This window comes from Actinoplanes philippinensis, from assembly GCF_900113015.1.
In the GTDB taxonomy this organism is placed as follows: domain Bacteria; phylum Actinomycetota; class Actinomycetes; order Mycobacteriales; family Micromonosporaceae; genus Actinoplanes; species Actinoplanes philippinensis.
The window spans coordinates 206,726-222,092 of the sequence record NZ_FONV01000002.1 but is presented as its reverse complement, the minus strand read 5'-3'; the positions used below and the strand labels follow the sequence as shown (position 1 = coordinate 222,092).

General features: G+C 71.5%; 33 protein-coding genes and 1 tRNA gene. 3 read left to right on the top strand and 31 right to left on the bottom strand.

Going from position 1 to position 15,367, the window contains the following annotated elements:
• Window positions 1–163: 163 nt before the first annotated feature.
• On the bottom strand, window positions 164–1,339 hold the full coding sequence (locus BM290_RS04550; RefSeq protein WP_143133617.1) for a helix-turn-helix domain-containing protein: 1,176 nt from the start codon (window positions 1,337–1,339) through the stop codon (window positions 164–166).
• A gap of 188 nt (window positions 1,340–1,527) precedes the next feature.
• Here BM290_RS04550 and BM290_RS04545 point away from each other — a divergent pair, with 188 nt between their 5' ends.
• Both BM290_RS04545 and BM290_RS48080 read left to right on the top strand, forming a co-directional pair.
• The gene (locus BM290_RS04545; RefSeq protein WP_093610314.1) at window positions 1,528–2,019 is read left to right on the top strand and encodes a DUF4190 domain-containing protein; all 492 of its coding nucleotides are present in this window, start codon (window positions 1,528–1,530) and stop codon (window positions 2,017–2,019) included.
• Between the two features lie 86 nt (window positions 2,020–2,105).
• Window positions 2,106–2,279: a hypothetical protein gene (locus BM290_RS48080; protein ID WP_177319577.1), complete on the top strand. Its 174-nt coding sequence runs from the start codon at window positions 2,106–2,108 to the stop codon at window positions 2,277–2,279.
• On the opposite strand, the gene BM290_RS04540 is transcribed toward BM290_RS48080, so the two are convergent.
• Complete coding sequence (locus tag BM290_RS04540) at window positions 2,271–2,936, bottom strand: hypothetical protein (protein WP_143133615.1); 666 nt, start codon at window positions 2,934–2,936, stop codon at window positions 2,271–2,273. The genes BM290_RS48080 and BM290_RS04540 overlap by 9 nt on opposite strands.
• A 28-nt stretch (window positions 2,937–2,964) precedes the next feature.
• On the opposite strand from BM290_RS04540, the gene BM290_RS04535 reads away from it, so the two are divergent.
• Complete coding sequence (locus BM290_RS04535; protein WP_143133614.1) at window positions 2,965–3,279, top strand: hypothetical protein; 315 nt, start codon at window positions 2,965–2,967, stop codon at window positions 3,277–3,279.
• A 4-nt stretch (window positions 3,280–3,283) separates the two neighbouring features.
• Here the strand turns inward: BM290_RS04535 and BM290_RS04530 are convergent, their stop codons facing one another.
• The 29 genes from BM290_RS04530 to BM290_RS04395 all read right to left on the bottom strand — a co-directional run bounded on the left by BM290_RS04530 (window position 3,284) and on the right by BM290_RS04395 (window position 15,274).
• Entirely contained in the window at window positions 3,284–3,628 is a 345-nt protein-coding gene (locus BM290_RS04530; RefSeq protein WP_093610308.1) for a hypothetical protein, read from the bottom strand.
• On the bottom strand, window positions 3,625–4,458 hold the full coding sequence (locus tag BM290_RS04525) for a peptidoglycan-binding domain-containing protein (RefSeq protein ID WP_093610306.1): 834 nt from the start codon (window positions 4,456–4,458) through the stop codon (window positions 3,625–3,627). Before BM290_RS04525 ends, BM290_RS04530 begins: the two co-directional genes overlap by 4 nt.
• 14 nt (window positions 4,459–4,472) lie before the next feature.
• Window positions 4,473–5,237, bottom strand: a complete 765-nt coding sequence (locus BM290_RS04520; RefSeq protein WP_093610304.1) for a hypothetical protein — start codon at window positions 5,235–5,237, stop codon at window positions 4,473–4,475.
• Window positions 5,237–5,494 (bottom strand): hypothetical protein, encoded by a 258-nt coding sequence (locus BM290_RS04515; RefSeq protein WP_093610302.1) that lies wholly within the window; start codon window positions 5,492–5,494, stop codon window positions 5,237–5,239. Before BM290_RS04515 ends, BM290_RS04520 begins: the two co-directional genes overlap by 1 nt.
• Window positions 5,491–5,721 carry a hypothetical protein gene (locus BM290_RS04510; protein WP_093610300.1) on the bottom strand — a complete coding sequence of 77 codons (231 nt, stop codon included), beginning with the start codon at window positions 5,719–5,721 and terminating at the stop codon, window positions 5,491–5,493. Before BM290_RS04510 ends, BM290_RS04515 begins: the two co-directional genes overlap by 4 nt.
• Window positions 5,718–5,972, bottom strand: coding sequence for a hypothetical protein (locus BM290_RS04505; RefSeq protein WP_093610298.1), 255 nt, complete (start codon window positions 5,970–5,972; stop codon window positions 5,718–5,720). Before BM290_RS04505 ends, BM290_RS04510 begins: the two co-directional genes overlap by 4 nt.
• Entirely contained in the window at window positions 5,969–6,277 is a 309-nt protein-coding gene (locus tag BM290_RS04500; protein WP_093610296.1) for a hypothetical protein, read from the bottom strand. Before BM290_RS04500 ends, BM290_RS04505 begins: the two co-directional genes overlap by 4 nt.
• Window positions 6,274–6,705 carry a DUF6248 family natural product biosynthesis protein gene (locus tag BM290_RS04495; protein ID WP_093610294.1) on the bottom strand — a complete coding sequence of 144 codons (432 nt, stop codon included), beginning with the start codon at window positions 6,703–6,705 and terminating at the stop codon, window positions 6,274–6,276. The genes BM290_RS04500 and BM290_RS04495 overlap by 4 nt, the downstream gene beginning before the upstream one ends.
• Complete coding sequence (locus BM290_RS04490) at window positions 6,702–6,965, bottom strand: hypothetical protein (protein ID WP_093610292.1); 264 nt, start codon at window positions 6,963–6,965, stop codon at window positions 6,702–6,704. Before BM290_RS04490 ends, BM290_RS04495 begins: the two co-directional genes overlap by 4 nt.
• The gene (locus BM290_RS04485) at window positions 6,962–7,225 is read right to left on the bottom strand and encodes a hypothetical protein (RefSeq protein ID WP_093610290.1); all 264 of its coding nucleotides are present in this window, start codon (window positions 7,223–7,225) and stop codon (window positions 6,962–6,964) included. Before BM290_RS04485 ends, BM290_RS04490 begins: the two co-directional genes overlap by 4 nt.
• Before the next feature lie 72 nt (window positions 7,226–7,297).
• Window positions 7,298–7,528 carry a hypothetical protein gene (locus tag BM290_RS04480; protein ID WP_143133613.1) on the bottom strand — a complete coding sequence of 77 codons (231 nt, stop codon included), beginning with the start codon at window positions 7,526–7,528 and terminating at the stop codon, window positions 7,298–7,300.
• Window positions 7,521–7,895 (bottom strand): hypothetical protein, encoded by a 375-nt coding sequence (locus tag BM290_RS04475; RefSeq protein WP_093610286.1) that lies wholly within the window; start codon window positions 7,893–7,895, stop codon window positions 7,521–7,523. The genes BM290_RS04480 and BM290_RS04475 overlap by 8 nt, the downstream gene beginning before the upstream one ends.
• Window positions 7,892–8,146 carry a hypothetical protein gene (locus BM290_RS04470; protein WP_093610284.1) on the bottom strand — a complete coding sequence of 85 codons (255 nt, stop codon included), beginning with the start codon at window positions 8,144–8,146 and terminating at the stop codon, window positions 7,892–7,894. The genes BM290_RS04475 and BM290_RS04470 overlap by 4 nt, the downstream gene beginning before the upstream one ends.
• Window positions 8,139–8,474 carry a hypothetical protein gene (locus BM290_RS04465; protein WP_093610282.1) on the bottom strand — a complete coding sequence of 112 codons (336 nt, stop codon included), beginning with the start codon at window positions 8,472–8,474 and terminating at the stop codon, window positions 8,139–8,141. The genes BM290_RS04470 and BM290_RS04465 overlap by 8 nt, the downstream gene beginning before the upstream one ends.
• A complete protein-coding gene (locus tag BM290_RS04460; protein ID WP_143133612.1) occupies window positions 8,467–8,718 on the bottom strand; it encodes a hypothetical protein in 252 nt (83 codons plus the stop codon). The genes BM290_RS04465 and BM290_RS04460 overlap by 8 nt, the downstream gene beginning before the upstream one ends.
• Window positions 8,711–9,046 carry a hypothetical protein gene (locus BM290_RS04455; RefSeq protein WP_093610278.1) on the bottom strand — a complete coding sequence of 112 codons (336 nt, stop codon included), beginning with the start codon at window positions 9,044–9,046 and terminating at the stop codon, window positions 8,711–8,713. The genes BM290_RS04460 and BM290_RS04455 overlap by 8 nt, the downstream gene beginning before the upstream one ends.
• Window positions 9,043–9,552, bottom strand: a complete 510-nt coding sequence (locus BM290_RS04450; protein ID WP_093610276.1) for a hypothetical protein — start codon at window positions 9,550–9,552, stop codon at window positions 9,043–9,045. Before BM290_RS04450 ends, BM290_RS04455 begins: the two co-directional genes overlap by 4 nt.
• Window positions 9,553–9,589: 37 nt before the next feature.
• Window positions 9,590–9,668 (bottom strand) — tRNA-Gly (locus BM290_RS48075).
• A gap of 8 nt (window positions 9,669–9,676) precedes the next feature.
• A complete protein-coding gene (locus BM290_RS04445; protein WP_093610274.1) occupies window positions 9,677–9,973 on the bottom strand; it encodes a hypothetical protein in 297 nt (98 codons plus the stop codon).
• Between the two features lie 6 nt (window positions 9,974–9,979).
• Window positions 9,980–10,702, bottom strand: coding sequence for a hypothetical protein (locus BM290_RS04440; RefSeq protein ID WP_093610272.1), 723 nt, complete (start codon window positions 10,700–10,702; stop codon window positions 9,980–9,982).
• Window positions 10,699–10,947, bottom strand: a complete 249-nt coding sequence (locus BM290_RS04435) for a hypothetical protein (protein ID WP_093610270.1) — start codon at window positions 10,945–10,947, stop codon at window positions 10,699–10,701. Before BM290_RS04435 ends, BM290_RS04440 begins: the two co-directional genes overlap by 4 nt.
• A complete protein-coding gene (locus BM290_RS04430; protein WP_093610268.1) occupies window positions 10,944–11,558 on the bottom strand; it encodes a RuvC family protein in 615 nt (204 codons plus the stop codon). Before BM290_RS04430 ends, BM290_RS04435 begins: the two co-directional genes overlap by 4 nt.
• Window positions 11,555–11,893 carry an ArsR/SmtB family transcription factor gene (locus BM290_RS04425; RefSeq protein WP_093610266.1) on the bottom strand — a complete coding sequence of 113 codons (339 nt, stop codon included), beginning with the start codon at window positions 11,891–11,893 and terminating at the stop codon, window positions 11,555–11,557. The genes BM290_RS04430 and BM290_RS04425 overlap by 4 nt, the downstream gene beginning before the upstream one ends.
• Window positions 11,890–12,672, bottom strand: coding sequence for an ERF family protein (locus BM290_RS04420; RefSeq protein ID WP_093610264.1), 783 nt, complete (start codon window positions 12,670–12,672; stop codon window positions 11,890–11,892). Before BM290_RS04420 ends, BM290_RS04425 begins: the two co-directional genes overlap by 4 nt.
• Complete coding sequence (locus BM290_RS04415; RefSeq protein ID WP_093610262.1) at window positions 12,669–13,682, bottom strand: YqaJ viral recombinase family nuclease; 1,014 nt, start codon at window positions 13,680–13,682, stop codon at window positions 12,669–12,671. The genes BM290_RS04420 and BM290_RS04415 overlap by 4 nt, the downstream gene beginning before the upstream one ends.
• Entirely contained in the window at window positions 13,679–14,044 is a 366-nt protein-coding gene (locus BM290_RS04410) for a hypothetical protein (RefSeq protein WP_093610260.1), read from the bottom strand. The genes BM290_RS04415 and BM290_RS04410 overlap by 4 nt, the downstream gene beginning before the upstream one ends.
• Window positions 14,041–14,454 carry a hypothetical protein gene (locus tag BM290_RS04405; protein ID WP_093610258.1) on the bottom strand — a complete coding sequence of 138 codons (414 nt, stop codon included), beginning with the start codon at window positions 14,452–14,454 and terminating at the stop codon, window positions 14,041–14,043. Before BM290_RS04405 ends, BM290_RS04410 begins: the two co-directional genes overlap by 4 nt.
• On the bottom strand, window positions 14,451–14,963 hold the full coding sequence (locus tag BM290_RS04400; protein ID WP_093610256.1) for a hypothetical protein: 513 nt from the start codon (window positions 14,961–14,963) through the stop codon (window positions 14,451–14,453). Before BM290_RS04400 ends, BM290_RS04405 begins: the two co-directional genes overlap by 4 nt.
• The gene (locus BM290_RS04395; protein ID WP_093610254.1) at window positions 14,960–15,274 is read right to left on the bottom strand and encodes a hypothetical protein; all 315 of its coding nucleotides are present in this window, start codon (window positions 15,272–15,274) and stop codon (window positions 14,960–14,962) included. The genes BM290_RS04400 and BM290_RS04395 overlap by 4 nt, the downstream gene beginning before the upstream one ends.
• Window positions 15,275–15,367 lie beyond the last annotated feature (93 nt).

Below are 15,367 nucleotides of genomic sequence, written 5' to 3'. Positions count from 1 at the left end.
CGCCGCCGATCTGGGGCGGCGACGGGCATGAGCCTTCTCGGGGCCTCGGCGCCCGCCGCCGCTGCAACGATCGTGACCCGGAGGCAGCGCACTGAACAGCACAAACGCGTCCACAGCAGCGTCCACAAGCGCCCGATGCGTCCACAAACTGTGGACGCCCCGATCAGGTGGCTTGGCTTGACGCTTCCACAGCATCGTGCAGCGAATCGACCAACCATGACGGCGCCGACGCCCGGCTCGCCCGCCGAGATGCGGCACGCAAAATCCGAGGCACACGCGCCGACGAGCCCGCGGCCGCCGTGTCCAGCAGCTGGCCCACCACGTCATCGACCTCACGCCAGCCGTGTACGTCGACCAGGTCCGAGATCAGCCATGCCCGGTACAGAACTTGGTCACGGCCTTGCCTTGCCGGCAGCGCTTGCACGGCCTGCTCCGACCAGGCCACCGCGCCGGGGCCGTCGCCGGCCAGCGACCGAATCCGTGATTCGTGCACGGCCAGTTCGGCGGTGTGCAGCCACCACGTCCAGCCCGGGTCGTCAGGGCCGATACCCCCCGACAGCTCCCGCCGGGCAAGGTTGAACTCGGCCAGCGCCCGCTGGCCGTCGCCGAGCCGGGCCAGCGCCCGAGCCCGGCGGACCCGCATCAGACCGACCACTCGTTTCGAGCGGGGCTGCTCGGCGATCACCTGGTCTGCGATCGCGAGGCCCTCGGCGCCCTGCCCCAGGTAAGTGGCCTGCATCGACAGATGCGACGACAGGAAGCGGGCCATGCTCGTGTCTCCGGCTCGCTGGGCGATCAACAGCGCCTCGGTGGCCGCACGGCGGCTGTCTTCTTGCTGGTCGCTGTCGTAGGCGAGCCACGCGGCGACCTCGCCGACCTCAGCAACGGCGGCGTGCACGTCGGCATGGTCGGGGTTACGTGCACCGACCCGGGCGAGGCGATCCCTATTGGCGTTGAACGCGGCGAGGGCGGTGATGTGCAGGCCGGCGGATCCGTGGGCGGTGTCGAGGGCGACCAGGTGCCGGACGGTCTCGTGGAGGTGCTCGATGTCGTTGGCGCCCATCGGCTCGGCGAGGTCGACGGCCGATTTCCCATTCAGGTCGGCGACAGCGGGTGGCGCGGGCTTTGCGCTGTCGACCATCCCGACGAGTTGGCCATGGGCTTCCAGGGTGTCGTCGAGGCGCTGCGCGATCTGGGATGTGGGTGGCCGGGTGCCGCGTTCCAGCATGCCGATGTAGGACTTGCTGATGTAGGCGCGGTCGGCGAGCTGGCGCACGGACAGGCCGCGGGCATCGCGTAGCTCGCGGAGCTTGGCTGCAAAGTCGACCAGGTCTGGCATGTCACGTCCCCTGCTTGCGGTCAGGGTGGTGGCGGCCGGGCCGCAAGACACCGGCCGCCACCGTCGATGGTATGCCACGTCAACGAGCGGTTGGGCCAGCAGCTACGGGTCCGCCGTTCGGCCGGACTTCGTCGCTGATCATCCGTCCACACTGGCCCCGCCAGGCCGTCAGCAACCATGCTCGTGAGTTGCCGCCGATCACCGACCCGGGAGAGTTCGTGTCGTACCCGCCGCCCTACCACGGCCACTACCGGCAGCCACCAGTCTCACCCGGCCCATACCCGCCCCAGCAGTACCCGCAGCAGCCGCAGTCCCCGGCCGGCTACTACCCTCCGACCCAGCAGTACGCGCCCCAGCCCTACCCCCAGCAGCAGTACGCCCAGCCGCCGATGATCAGGGTCGCGCCGACTTCCGGGTGGGCGGCAGCCTCTCTGGTGCTCGGTTTGATCGGCCTGTTCGGCGGCTGGTGCGCGATCGGTATCCCGTGCATCCTGGCGGTCGTCGCCGGCCACATCGGGCTGAAAGAGACCCAGGACGGTTCCCGCGGAGGCCGAGGTATGGCGGTGGCAGGGCTGATTCTCGGCTATCTGGTGGTCATCCCGGCCGTGCTGATCTTCTTCACTGTGGGCGGGCTCGGTGTGATCGGGTCAACGGTGCCGGATCCGACCGGCACGCCGTAGCCCCGGATACGACGAAGCGCCCCGCCCCGCGGACGTTTGTCCACAGGGCGGGGCGCGGCTCGTTGGTTCTGGTCTACGGTCGGCGGATGGACTTGGAGGAGCGGATCACGGCCCGGCTGGTCCGGGTGGTCGAGCACCAGCGGCGCGGCAACGTCGAGGTGCCGGACGGCCAGCTGGCGCTCGTCGACGAGGACGGGACGCCGCGGCTGAGTCTGGCGGACGTGGCCCGGCTCGCCGCTGACGAGGCTCGGTCAGGGTAGGCCCCAGATCGCGCCGGGGGTGCGCCACAGCTGGTTGGCGAGGGCGCCGGGGGTGACGGCCTGCTCGGCGGTGTTCGGCATGACGTCCTTGCCCGCGAGCGTCCACGCCTGGTCGACGAGCACGGAGCAGATCGCCTCGACCGGCAGTTGCAGGCCCGGGACGAGCATCATCTCGGCCGAGAGCCCGGGGACCTTGACGGCGGGATGCCTCCGGTTGATCCACGCCTGCAGCCGTTTCGCCTTGAACCCGAAGCGCCAGGCGGCCAGCGCCGCGTAGGACCCGAACGAGTACGGGGTGCCGACCATGTGCCGGGCAATCGCCGCGGCGTCGGCGGCCTGGCCCGGGTAGTCCTCCGGTAGCCTCAGGTACGCGTGCCGCGGCGTCCAGTGCGTGCCGGTGAACAGGTCAATCTCCTCCGCACCGCCGGGCATCGCCTGCACAAGCCGGGGTCCGGTGCGCAGGTCCGGCTCGCCGCTCCAGTCGTCCATCGCCTCGACCACGATGCCGACGTGCCGCACCGACAGTCGGCCGACGCGGAACACCTCGCCGAGCGCCAGCTGGCCGAGGCCGACCGGGAACACGCCCGGGACCAGGCCCCCGATCGGGGCGAACATGATGTCGCCCGGCCGCAGGTCGGCCAGAGAGCCGATCGCCATGATGGACTCCTCGAGGAGGTGGAGCAGGATGAAGAGAACGCCGTTCGGGGCCGAGTTGTCCCGCGAGCAGCGGATGGCGGTCGCGGCCGTCACCGGCCACGCCGAGCGGCTGCTGTCCGGGCTCGGCCGGCCCGTCGACGAGCACGCCGTCGCCGAGCTCCACGCGATCGCCACCGACCCGGTGGTCTACGGGATCGCCCTCGGCAACGTGCTGGCCGCGATCGAGCGCGGCGGCTGGGACCACCTGCAGCCGATGGCCGACCTCTACCGGGCGGCCGGCGCCGACGCCGAGGTGGCGGACCGGCAGCGGGCGTGGCGGCTGTCCCGGCCCTGGCCGATCTGACGGGCTACTTCAGCCCCGACACGATCAGGGCACCGACCACCGAGGTGATCAGGGTGATGGGCATGCCGATCGCTGCCAGTTTCACGGACCATGTGGCCTGCCAGGACCGCTGCTGCGCCGTCTTCTCGGTCTCCCGGCGCTCCTTGCGTTCCTCTTCGAGGTCGTCTTCGAGGCGCTGGACGCGGTCGCGGTACGCCAGCATGTCCGCGGCGTACACCGGCGCCGGCACGAAGCTGAGGCCGGCGATCTCGCGGCGGATCGCGGCGAACCCGGCTTGCATCTCCCTCTCGACCCGGTTTACGGACCGGGCGACCTCGCCGAGGGTCGGCTCGTAGGCGTCGCCGGTCACTGGGCTTCGACCGTGAGCTGGCCGCCGGTCACGGTCAGCGTGCCGGTCAGCTCACCGGCCGGACCCGGGTCGCCCTTCGGGCCCGGCGAACCCTGCGGGCCGGGCGCTCCGGCCGGCCCCGCCGGACCGGCCTTGCCGGCGCGGCGGTTCATCATCTCCCGCAGCATCGCGAACCCGTGGTAGCCGGAGATGTAGCTAATGCTGTTCTGGCCCAGTGCCTTGCGGTGGGCGTTGACGGCCGCCTCCATCTTCGGGCCGTAGTCGCCGTCCACCGTCCCGAGGACCGGGCCATAGCCCAGGTCACCGAGGACGAACTGCCAGAACTTGACCTCTTCGCCGCTGTCACCCTTGCGCACCAGCATGTCGTCTTCCCCCTTGAGTTCGTCCAGGCCCCACGACGCCGTCGACGCCTCGTGTGCGGTTTCGTACGACGCGCTGAAGTGCGCGTGTTCGGTGTGCGGCGAGTCGCCGTCGTAGTCGCGCTGCTTCCAGCCGTTCGACGCTTCCCAGATCCGCCGGTTGTAGATCACGTACCGCAGCCGCTTCTCCGCGCCCGACCGGCAGCGGGCGACGATGTGCTGGACGACCATCTCCATGGTCAGACCCGGGGTCCGCAGATCCGCGTCCAGGTCCACGGCGTGGACCTCGTGCTTGGAGTCGGCGTCGCGGATCGGGACCTTGCCGACCTCGTCGTCGTTGTGGTCCGAGACGTGCTGCTGGTGGGCAGCGTCGCCGATCGTGCCGTCCGTGGTCTTGTCGCGGTTCGGCGCGATGAGGTTCAGCTCGTCGCGTAGGCAGTCGAGACACGGCACCAGAATCCAGCTGGCCATCCCAGCCTCCCCTCCTACAACGAAACCCCGGTGTCACCGGGGTCCTTGCCCGTGCACTCGACGATCAGGTGGCACGGCTCAGTGGCGCTCGCGAAGATCTGGAAGGTGCCGAGCGCGGTCACCCGCTGGCCGGTCAGTAGCACCGAGAGGTAGCCGTTGGACGGCGCGAAATAATCGGTCACCAGCGGGGTGAGCGCGGCCTGCGCGTTCGCGTCCTGGTAGTCGCGCATCATCCCGATCTGCGTGCTCGCCGTGGTGGCCGGCGTTCCCGGGGCCGCGTTCTGCGCCACCCGGATCCGCGCCGCACCGACCTCACCGTCGACCGTCGAGTCGAGCGTCAGGCACGAGGTGATGATCCGGTAGACGTAGCCGCCCAGCACCGGGATGTCGTCCAGCCGCAGATAGCCGGCCTCGCTGGTGATGCCGGATTTCGCGGTCGTCCGTACGGCGCGGGCGACCACACCGATCGCGTTGACGTCGGCGGCGTTGGTGTTGTCGCCAGCGAAGACGAGCGTCACAGCGCCCACCTCCCCGTGTTGTAGATGCTGCCGGGGGCCGTGGGCGGTGGTCTCGTAGGTGCAGCTGGTCGAGCGGCAGGTGGCCGGGTACCAAACGGTCCGGCCGATCTCTTCGGGCTGGCCGGGCTTGAGGGGGTGCTGGCAGCGGGGGCAGATGCCGACGGAGAGGCCGTTGCGGAGGCAGCGGTCCCATTCGATGCCGCTGACGGCGTCGTAGCCGATGAGGACGGCCCGGTCGTAGACACGCTGACGTGGGGGCATCAGAACGGCGCCTCGTCGAAGACGGCCGGGTTCCGGGCTCGCCAGAACCGGTCGCGGGCGTGGCGCCGGAGCTTGCGCCACTGGCGGCGGTGCTGCTGCCAGCGGCGGGCGTCGCGGCGGTGTGTCCGGCCGGGCCGGGGCCCGCACCACGTGCACCGCTGCTTTCGGGGGTGCCAGCATTCCGGCTCGTCTGGCTCGTTGAAGTCGTCGTAGAGGTCGTCGTATTTCCAGTCCTCGAAGTCGTCGACGTCGCTCACTGGTCGCCTCCGATCGGGCGCATCCGGCAGGTGGTCGCGGCGGCGCATTCGGCTGGCCCGGGATGCTCCACGCACCGCCATCCGAACGTGGTCTCCGGCTCGGCCCGCCGGATCCACAGCTGGACGGCCCGGCGCACGAGGTGGGCGGTGCAGTCGGCGACGGCGACAGGCGTCCGGTTGGGCGGATCGAACACGACGGCCGGGTCACAGGTGCAGTCGAAGGTCACAGGGTCACCTCGGCATCCACCCAGCACAGTCCCGCGCGACAGTGAGGTCCGTACTGGTGCTCGCTGACCGGCGGTGCGGCGGCTCGTGCGATGTCGGCGTGCACCGCGCAGGCGGAGAAGGCGACGAGTCCCCAGCCTCGGTCGAGCGCGGCGATGTGGACGGCTGGTGTGTCATTGCATGCTGGCTGGTCGAGGTCGACGGAGTACGCGCATCCGTCGACCTCGGTGGGCGGTCCGGTGAACGGCTTCACGAGGTGCCTCCGATCGGGAGTACCTGGCCGCCAGACCCGGCGCGCAGGTAGCGGCTGTGGCAGGACGGGCCGAGCCGCTGGACGACCGTGGGTTGGCCGTCGACCAGCTCGGTGACCGGGGTGAGGTGCCGGGCGGTCCGGCCGCAGGCGGAGCACCGGTCCGGGCCGGACGCCGGCCGGAGGTTGCGCTCGGCCACGGCCAGCACGGCGACCAGGGCCTGGCGGACGTCGTCGGGCGTGCCGACGTGCTCGCCGGGATACGTCTCCCAGTAGGCCCGCACCATCTCGGCGGTCACCGGGATCACCGGGCACCTCCCGCCAGCGCGAACAGGTCCAGCTGCTCGAAGGCCTGCTCCGGATCGACGGCCGGGCAGTCGCACGGGCACCGCCAGGCACACGGCGTGCCGGACGGCCACACCTCGACATGGACGCGCCGGCCAAGCGCCTGCGACCACAGGAGGACCAGCGCGCCAGAGGCGTTGTGCACCCAGCCATAGGAGGAGACCGGAGGCTGCCCGGCGAAGCCGACCTTGGTGGTGCACTGGTCGTGGTTCCCGAGGTCCTTGCATCGGCCGCACGGGCCCCACTGGCACGGGCAGACGCGGACGGCAGCGGTGCCGAGCTGGTCCTCGTCCTTGCCGCGGCCCTCGGCGCCGACGGCCCGCCGGTAGGCCGGCGTGAGGACCTCGGCGTACACCCAGCCGGCGGCGGCCGCGGTCATCGGCGCGATCACTTCCGCCTCCACTTATCGGCGGCCGAGCAGGTCGCGAAGTGCGCCTTCCGCATCGGCTTCGGGAACAGCGTCGGCCCGGTAATCACCGTCGCGACCGGGCCCACGAACAGGCCCGGCTGCAACGACAGCTCGACGTTGCCGTCCTCCGACACCGCGGCGTCGACGGGCATCGCCTTGCCGCCGCTGCTGGTCGCCCAGATGATCTCGGCGTCGCAGCTGCGGCAGTTGGCGATGTCCCAGACCGGCTCGGGTCCGGTCATGACGACTCCCCGCACCGGGTCTTGCGCCGGCAGATGCCGTCGGCGCGGGTCCGCTGCCTGCACTTCGAGCAGCGGAGGCTGCCGCCGCCCATGTTGATGCCGGTGCGGACCGGGTCCGGCGGTGGCGGTGTGTCGTCGAGGCCAAGGATCTCGATGAGGTCGGCGTTGCCGGTGCGGGTGAGGACGCGGACGGCGGCGGCCCGGGTTTCGGGCTGCTGGTTGTACGGCTCGTCGAGGCGGGTCGTGATGCTCTCACCCACGGTTCGACCCCCCGGAGAGCAGTGCGGCCACGAAGATCGCGCCGATGACCAGGAGCAGGACCTCGCCGGTGCTCATGAGGTGACCTCGCCGTCGAGCAGCTGGTGGGCGATCTCGGCGGATCGGGCGAACCCGCCGGCGCGGCCCTTCTTGAGGGCGATCTCCAGCGGGTACTCCGGCGGGATGTAGACGACGTCGGCCCGTTCCTTCGCCGCGATGCGGTCGAGGGTGGCGAGCAGCTCGTCGCACGCCTTCCGGAGGACGGTGAACGCCTCAGCGATCGCAGGCTTCTCGTGCTCAGCCACGGCCATCACCACCTCGCCCGAACTGCACGTCGCTGACGTACGGAGTCAGGTCGACGCCACCGATCGAGATCGTCGACTCGCCCGGAACCCACTGCAGGTGGAGCCGGACCCGGGGCCACGGCAGCGGCCGCAACTCCCGACGTCGGACGACGAGCGTGCGCACGGTGTGGCTGTCGTCGCAGAGCCGCATGTGGCCGGACTGGTCGTGCCAGTAGACGGGGATCCGCCACTCGCCGGCGGCCGGGTCGAACTCGGGGACGGCGTCGATCGGGACGCGGTCCGGGTTGACGCGGTGGTCGCGCAGCCACGACCGGATGGCGTCCTGGTCGTCGTAGCCGAGGCGGTCGAACGGAATGCGGTCGCTCACCGGTTCTCACCGCCTCGGGCCCGGCCGGCCGGGTGACGGCGCATGGCCGCACCCAGCTCGACCTGATCCGGACCGGTCACCGTGCCGCACGGGCACCAGCCGTACCGGACCGCCAACTCCCGGCATCCCGGCTGCACGCGCGCCCACGGGCGGCGGGTGCGCCGGTTGGCCCACAGCCAGACGGTTTGCTGGCAGCCGCCGGGGATACGGGCGAGCAGCCGGGCGACCGCGAACCGCAGACGCCTACGCATCCCGGCCGCCCATCCGGTCGAGCAGCGCCCGCAGCCGATCGGCGTCGGAAGCGCGGAACGTCCGAACCTCCTCGCTCGGATCGCGGTCACACGTGCAGTCGTCGTCCTCGCAGATGCATCCCGGCTCGCCGGGCACGAGGACGACGTGGCCGACGATGCATTCGACCTTCCACGTCCCGACGTCGCCGTCGGTGGGCATCAGCGGCTGGCGATCGTCGAGGCTGCCCTGGTAGAGGTCGACGTAGTGCTCGAAGGAGAGGTTGAGGTACTCGTCGCACTCGGGCATCGGGCACGTGAGCGGCTCGTAGGCCCGCTTGGCGTCAGCCACGGCCCGCCTCCTCGAGGACGGACCGCCCACGAGCGGTCACCTGCCACGCCCGAGACGTGAACGGCTGCTCCACCCAGCGCACCCGCTCCATCTCCCACACGCCCTGCCGCACGTCGACCGGCTCCTCACCGTCGACGTGCAGCCGCGGCGTGAAGTCGGCGTCGTCGGCCACCTTGCCGTCGGCCACGTCACGGAGCAGACCGAGCCGAACGTCGGTCTGCTCCAGCTCGATCGGGTCAGCCACCGGAGCGACCACCCATCCACGGCGGCACCGGGATACCGAGCACCGCCGCCAGGTTCCGGCAGGACCGGCACTTACCCAGGTGGTCATCGAAAGGGCCGAACATCGTGGGGTGCTCGGGCGTCTCGCTATCCGGCTCCTCGTTGTCCGCGCCCCGGAGGTACGCCTCGAACACCTTGGCGGTCTCGACGATCTCGTCGGCCGCCGGCAGCACCCGCGCGCCCGGCGTCGCGACCATCACCTCGTCCGGCTCGTACGCGTTGACCGCCAGCTCCAGGGCGGCGGCGCGGATGTTCATGTCGGCGTCGGGCGCGCCGTCCAGGCCGATCACTGGTCGCCGCCGGAGAACTCCGCCGCCGGCACACCGGCCGCCCTTGCTTCCTCGGCCTCGGCGAGCAGTTCCTCGCCGGAGGCCTCCGGCACCGTGTGCTCGCCGTCCGGGCCGATCCGGACCTCGCCGACCCGGCGCGGCTCACCGTCGTCCGGGCCATCGAAGTCGAACGACTGCTGGCCCTCCAGCTGCGCACCCGACTGCGGCGGCACGTCGTCCGCCGTGCCCAGCCCGCGCTCCTTGCGGAGGGCGTCGATCATCTCGATCACCGACTTGCCCCAGCCGTGGGTGTCGTTGCCTTCCGCGTCGACGACCGCCTCGACGACCGGCAGCGCCACGGTGAGGGTGTTGCCGGTGGCGACCTCGGTGTACTGGTGGAACTCGACCCAGCCGACGATCGGCACGCGGGTGGTGCGGTTGTCGTTGATCAGGTCGGCGACCTTGGTGAGGCCGTTGTTCGGCCTGGTCTTCTTGCTCCAGGTGCCGGACAGGTTCACAGCGTCCATGCGCGGTGGTGCTCCTTGCTCGAAGGGATGTGGTGCGTGCCGCCGGCGGGACTCGAACCCGCGCTTCCAGCTGGCCCCGTCGGAAAGGGGCGACGCCCTGCCGGGCGCGCGGCGGCGGTCCGGATCAGCGCGCGGTGCGCCGCAACTCGGGGAACATGGCGTCCATGAGCCCGCCGGGGCTGCACGCGATGCAGCCCGGCTCGCCACACCCGCCGGGGAACGAGGTCCGCGTCTCCGGCTTCTCCGCGGGCTCCGGCTTCGCGGTCTCGCTGCCACGGAGGTAGGTCTCGAACCGGGCGGCCCGGGTGAGCACCTCGTCCTCGCTCGGCTGTGTCTCCACGTCGAGGCTGTCGACGGCCAGGCCGAGCGCGGCCTTACGGATCTCGAAGTCGGTGGGCTGGTCGGTGGTGGGCGTGGTCATTCGCTGCTACTCCTCGATGAAGGTGATGCGGACACGCACCGGCACGAGCCGGGCGCACGGATGGGTGGTGTGGAACTCCCGGTACCGGCCGCCGCAGACGGGGCACAGGTAGCGGACGTGGGTGTCGTACAGCCGCTCACCGGCGGGCAGCTGGTCCTGGAGATCGCGGGCGTACTCCTCGGCCTGTTTCAGCCGGTCCCGCAGCGACGTGACCTCGGCGCCGCGCTCCTGCAGGAGCCGGGCCCGGGTGATCTCGTGCTGCCGCAGGTCGCCGACGGTGAGGCGTGCTAGATCCAGCTCCGCCTGCAGCTCCTTGGTGGCGGTGGCGATCGCCTCGGGCAGGTCCTCGTCCTGGATCTGGCGGCACCGGTCCTCGGCCTGCCCGAGCTGGGCGGTCAGGCGTTCGATCTCCTCGCGCGCATTGGCCCAGCGCTCGGCCGCGCCGTCGCGCTCGGCGATCAGCTTCCGGGCCGCGTCGGCGGATGCGGTCATGTTGGCGTCGCGCTGCCGGCGGGCCTCGGCCAGCTGCCGCTCAACGTCCGCGAGCCGGGCGGCCAGGTCGGCCTCCCGCGACGCGTCGCCCTCGACCTCGGCGAGCAGCGCGGTGACATCCAGCGCCACCACGGCGGCCGCCTCAAACGCGGTGCAGTCCCGGCACGACTTGCAGTCCCGGCGGGCCAGCAGATGCCGGCCCTGCGGATGCCCGCACACGCACAGCCGCTCGCTCATGACGACCGGCCCGGCACGATCGGCACCGACACCCCGGCCGCCGGCAGACACAGCGCCCGCCGGATGTCGAGGAGCAGGTCGACGAGCTCGCCGTTGCGGTCGTCGGCGTACAGGTCCGACTGGGCGAGCAGGTTGACCGCCGTCAGCCGGTCCACCTCGGCGATCCGCGAGAGGAGCACGGCCGGGTTCGGGGCGGGCGGCGACACGGTTTCGACGACCGGGCCGCGGTTACCGAGCGGCTTCACCGGACACCCGCCATCGATAGATCGAGCTTCGGCCACTTCACCGTGTTCAACGCCCGTCGATGCGAGTCCGGCACCGGAGCGAGCGGCTGCCCGTACGCATCGAGACCCATCGCCAATTGGGCCACCGCGTCCGCACAGTTGTCGTCCGTCGGCGGGATGTGCAGCAGCCGCCCGTACGTGGCGATCACCGCCGCGATGACCTTGTCCTTGGTCACCTTGTTCGCGCCCGACGTTGCACCGGACCCGGTCGCGTAGACCTTCACCGTCGCCGGAGCGACATCGACGTACGGGATCCCCTGCCGGGCAAGCCACTGCGTCACGCAGGCCCGGATGTGGTGCAGGGGGTAGTCCGACGCTGACTGGCGGGAGAACGTGCCCTCGATGACGACCAGGTCCGCCCAGCCCTCGCCGAGAAGACGGTTCCCGGACCCGAATCCGCAGGCCTGCCGGACCTGGATGTCGATGATGTCGGTCTGCATGTGCAGCGGACGCTTGGCGCTGTCGATGGTGCGGACCGACAGGCGCGGCTCACCAGTCGAGGCATGCGTCGATGCGATCGCGGTAGCCGCCGTCGATAGATCGAGGGCGACCGCCCGCAGCGGCCGGATCATCGACCGCCGCCGTTCGAACCGACGTTCGGATTGATGAGCGTCGCCAACACCGTGATCGCATCGACGCACAGCACCCGAACCACCCGCTGGCCCTCCGGCCGGTCCTCGATCAGGCCGGCGTCCCGCAGGATCCCGAGGTGGTGCGAGACGGTCGGCTGGGCGAGGCCGAGGAGCGGGACCAGGTCCCGGCCGGCCATCGGCCCGTGCTGGCGGAGCAGGCCGAGGATCCGGAGCCGGGCCGGGTCGGCGAGCGCCCGGAGGTGGCTGGCGAGGACGCCGGCGTCGTCGGCGTTGAAGTCGGCGACGGTGAACGGGGAGACGAGGTCGGCGCTCATCGGCCCTCACCGGCCTCGCTGCGCTGCAGGCCGATCCGCTCGCACAACGCCAGCAGCGGCTCCTCGTCGCCGACCTCGTTCACCACCGGCACCCCGCCCCGGCCGTGCTGGCGCAACTCGGTCCGGATCTGCCGCAACCGACCGAGCGACGTCCGTGGGTCGACGATCTCGTCCCGGTACTGATTCGGCGTCGGCCCGGCGTGCTCGCCGCGCTCGTGGCCGCGGTCGACGTCCGGGTCCTGCGTCGGAATGTGCAGAGCGGTCAGGAACAGCACCCGTTGCGCGACCGAGATGGCCTTGGCGGTGCCCTTGTCGCTGGTATCCGTGGCTTGGCCGGCCGACTGGACCGGCGGCAGCGCGTCGCCCTTCGGCCCGAAGATCGTCCACTCCACGCGCACGGTGACGTCCTGCATCACCTTGCCGTTCGTGGTCCGGGACTCCTTGTACTCGACCGACAGGATCTCGGTCGGAAGCACGAGCACCCCGTGTCGGCGCAACGCCGGGCCGACCGCGTTGACGACCCGGTCGACGCCGCGGAACGCGTACCGGCCGCCGGTGTCGGAGCGCTGGTCGCCCTTGGACACCGACTGGACGTCGGCCATCACCCGCGCCCACGCCACCTGCACGGGCACGTTCTCGGCGTCGGTGATCGCGCCGGTGTACTCGATGTCCTCCAGCGGCGCCGTGGTGATGGCCGGCCGGGCCGGGCCGTCACCCAGCCCGGCCGCCGGCGTCTCGTGCCCGTTGGCCGCCGCCGCGGCCCGTTCTCGCAGGCTCACGCCTTACCTCCAGGGGTCTGCCGGAACTCCTTGGCGATCCGGATCTGGTCGTGGGTCTTCTCGGTCACCACCGCGGCGTACGCCTCCGGCCAGCGCGCCTTCAGCTGGTCGAGGTCGACGTCCCGCCGGGTAACCGGGCTGTACTCGTAGGCCAGCTCGCCGCCGAACGTCACCGTCCGCGCGCCGGCCGCGAGACGTCGCAGCGTGGCGCTCGACTCCTTCAGCGCCTTCGTCGCCGCGCTCTTGGCCGCGGACCGTTCGGCGTATTCGATGACCTCGCCGACGTCCGCGATTCCGATCTCGCCGACCCGGACCGGGTGCATCAGCGAGTCCATGTCGATCAGCGCCTGCGCCTTGCTGAGGTCCCAGTCCGGCTCGACACCGGCGAGCAGGTGCTCGTCGCGGAACCGGCGGACCTCGCCGAGGACAAACGCCTCCAGCGCCTGGTCGCGCTCGACGACGGTCAGCTTCAGCTCGTTCCCGCCGAGCAGCACCGCGACGTGGACGTGATCGAACCCGGTCACCGACATCTGCCACACCGTCTGCGCGAGGACGTCGTCGGGGACATCGCTGCGCCACCGGTTGGCCTTGAACGCCGACCGGCACTTCACCTCCAGCGCGCACGCGGTCCGGACCGACCGGTCGAGCGGGCACTCCAGGACCCGCCGGTCGAGGGTCGCCATCCGCCACGGCTCCTCCGCGTGGGCGACCAGGCCGACGCGCTGGATCACCGACCGCTGGCGGCGTGCCCATTCCCGGGCGACGGGCTCCTCGAGGAGGTGGCCCCAGAGCGCGGCTTCGCCGGCGTCGTCGACGAGCTGGCCGCGTTTGTCGCGGTAGACGTGGACGGCGGTGGCGTAGTCGGCGGCGCCGAGGATCGCGGCGACGTCGGAGGAACCGATCCCGGCGCGGCGGGCGGTGAGCCAGGTGTCGCGGTCGGCGTCGGCGGGGAGGACCCGGACGGCGGTGGGTGTAACCCGCCGTCCGGTCGTCGTCTGCGGCTCGGTCATCGGGCTTCGCCCGCCTCGACCACCGCGACGTGGTACTGAGCGACCGTGGCCAGACGGCCACCGAAGTGGTCGGTGTCGTAGACGGTCACCATCTCGACGTCCGGCATCCCGTAGACCCGCGACCATGCCGAGTCCGGCTTCTCCGTGACGGCGACGATGTAGCCGGTACCGCGCAGGATCGCCTCGACGTACCGGTGGCCGGCGTGCCGGATCCGGCGGCCTGGTTTCAGCACGGTGCCGTCGCGGTCGACGTGCTGGTCGACGGTGGCGTAGCCGCACTCGTGGAGTTCGGCGACCCGCCGTTCGACGTCGGCCTGCTCGTCGGCGGTCAGGGTGAACGGCATCTGCTCGGCGGACGTCATGCGACACCTGCCCAGCGGACCGGGGCGTCCGTGCGGTCCAGCACCTCAGTAAGCGCCCGGACCTCTTGCTCGGTCGTCAGCTTGCTCTGCGGCGTCACGACCACCGCGGTGCCGCACGTCTGGACCTCGACCGGGATGCCGGCCAGGTCCAGGACCGTGTTGATCCAGGCCAGCTCGGCCGAGGTCAGCGGGTGCCGCGGCTCGTGCGTGTACGGGGCCCGCTGCTGGCACCTGGCGAACGCCGCGGCCTGCTTCCGGGCGGCGCCGCGCTCGGTCAGCGCGGTGCCCTCGATCAGGGTTCGGCCGCCCATGCCGTCGGTGATCCGCCACGTCCAGCGGCCGAGGTGCTCCGGCCACGGAAGGGGACGATGTGCGAAGTGCTCGTAGTAGAGCGGCTCGGCGGCGGTCATGACGCAGACCCGGCGTTCGGCGGGAGGTCGTCCTCGTCGTAGATGACGTCGCCGTTGCTGTCGTACTCGCGGCGGCAGTCGTCCGCGCCGACGCAGAAGTTCGGGATGCAGCCGCCCGGCGGGCAGCCGCCGGTGTCGTCCGGGCGCGGGCCGAAGATCTCGGCGACCACACGGCCGAGGGCAGCACGGTTCCCCACGTAGAACAGCTGCCGCCACTCGCCGGAGTAGAGGCCGAGCAGCTCGGCAGCGCGGTACTTCACGCTCCGGTCGTGCGCGTGGTCGTCGTTGCCGTCCTCGACGACGGTGACTCGGGAGACCTCGTTGTGGAGGGTGATCACCGGGGTGGCCGGGGTGTCACCGGCGAGGAGGCAGGTCCATCCGGCGAAGCAGGCGACGGTGCCGCAGTCGGTGTCGAACCTGATCCAGGTGCCCTGGTCGTGCTGCTCGGGGTGGGCGTCGATGTGGTCGAGGACGCGGTACGCCAGCTCGGCGTTCGGCTGGCCGCTCACCGGACACCGGCCAGGCGGAGCAGCGTGCGGGCCAGGCGGACGAGCAGGCCGGGCTGACCGCTGCTGCGGTGACGGCCCGCCGGCAGCTCCCGGTCGAGCGCGCCGGCGAAGAACCGGTTGAACCGCTCCTGCTCCGGGTCCGGCGCGACGACCGGGATCTCACCGGTCGCCTCCGGGCGACGGAACGCCGGCGGGCGGCTGCGGTAGGCGGACAGGTCTCGGGTGGTGAGTTCAGGGAAGTCCGGGGTGGTGAACCGCACGGTGTCCTCCAGGTCGATCACCCAGCGGGGCTGGGTGGTGGTGCTGGTCATCGGTGGCTCCCGGTGAGGAGAAGGCGAGGAGGTGAGGTCTGGGGTGGCCCGGGGCGCTGCCTGGCGGGATCAGCGCCCCGGGCCGGGGGCCGG

Excerpts from the sequence above, each read along its gene's own strand:
- BM290_RS04550 (WP_143133617.1), bottom strand. The coding sequence starts at position 1,339 with ATGCCAGACCTGGTCGACTTTGCAGCCAAGCTCCGCGAGCTACGCGAT.
- BM290_RS48080 (WP_177319577.1), top strand. The coding sequence starts at position 2,106 with ATGGACTTGGAGGAGCGGATCACGGCCCGGCTGGTCCGGGTGGTCGAG.
- BM290_RS04540 (WP_143133615.1), bottom strand. The coding sequence starts at position 2,936 with ATGGCGATCGGCTCTCTGGCCGACCTGCGGCCGGGCGACATCATGTTC.
- BM290_RS04535 (WP_143133614.1), top strand. The coding sequence starts at position 2,965 with ATGAAGAGAACGCCGTTCGGGGCCGAGTTGTCCCGCGAGCAGCGGATG.
- BM290_RS04525 (WP_093610306.1), bottom strand. The coding sequence starts at position 4,458 with ATGGCCAGCTGGATTCTGGTGCCGTGTCTCGACTGCCTACGCGACGAG.
- BM290_RS04520 (WP_093610304.1), bottom strand. The coding sequence starts at position 5,237 with ATGCCCCCACGTCAGCGTGTCTACGACCGGGCCGTCCTCATCGGCTAC.
- BM290_RS04490 (WP_093610292.1), bottom strand. The coding sequence starts at position 6,965 with ATGACCGGACCCGAGCCGGTCTGGGACATCGCCAACTGCCGCAGCTGC.
- BM290_RS04470 (WP_093610284.1), bottom strand. The coding sequence starts at position 8,146 with ATGCGTAGGCGTCTGCGGTTCGCGGTCGCCCGGCTGCTCGCCCGTATC.
- BM290_RS04450 (WP_093610276.1), bottom strand. The coding sequence starts at position 9,552 with ATGGACGCTGTGAACCTGTCCGGCACCTGGAGCAAGAAGACCAGGCCG.
- BM290_RS04445 (WP_093610274.1), bottom strand. The coding sequence starts at position 9,973 with ATGACCACGCCCACCACCGACCAGCCCACCGACTTCGAGATCCGTAAG.
- BM290_RS04440 (WP_093610272.1), bottom strand. The coding sequence starts at position 10,702 with ATGAGCGAGCGGCTGTGCGTGTGCGGGCATCCGCAGGGCCGGCATCTG.
- BM290_RS04430 (WP_093610268.1), bottom strand. The coding sequence starts at position 11,558 with ATGATCCGGCCGCTGCGGGCGGTCGCCCTCGATCTATCGACGGCGGCT.
- BM290_RS04425 (WP_093610266.1), bottom strand. The coding sequence starts at position 11,893 with ATGAGCGCCGACCTCGTCTCCCCGTTCACCGTCGCCGACTTCAACGCC.
- BM290_RS04415 (WP_093610262.1), bottom strand. The coding sequence starts at position 13,682 with ATGACCGAGCCGCAGACGACGACCGGACGGCGGGTTACACCCACCGCC.
- BM290_RS04410 (WP_093610260.1), bottom strand. The coding sequence starts at position 14,044 with ATGACGTCCGCCGAGCAGATGCCGTTCACCCTGACCGCCGACGAGCAG.
- BM290_RS04405 (WP_093610258.1), bottom strand. The coding sequence starts at position 14,454 with ATGACCGCCGCCGAGCCGCTCTACTACGAGCACTTCGCACATCGTCCC.
- BM290_RS04395 (WP_093610254.1), bottom strand. The coding sequence starts at position 15,274 with ATGACCAGCACCACCACCCAGCCCCGCTGGGTGATCGACCTGGAGGAC.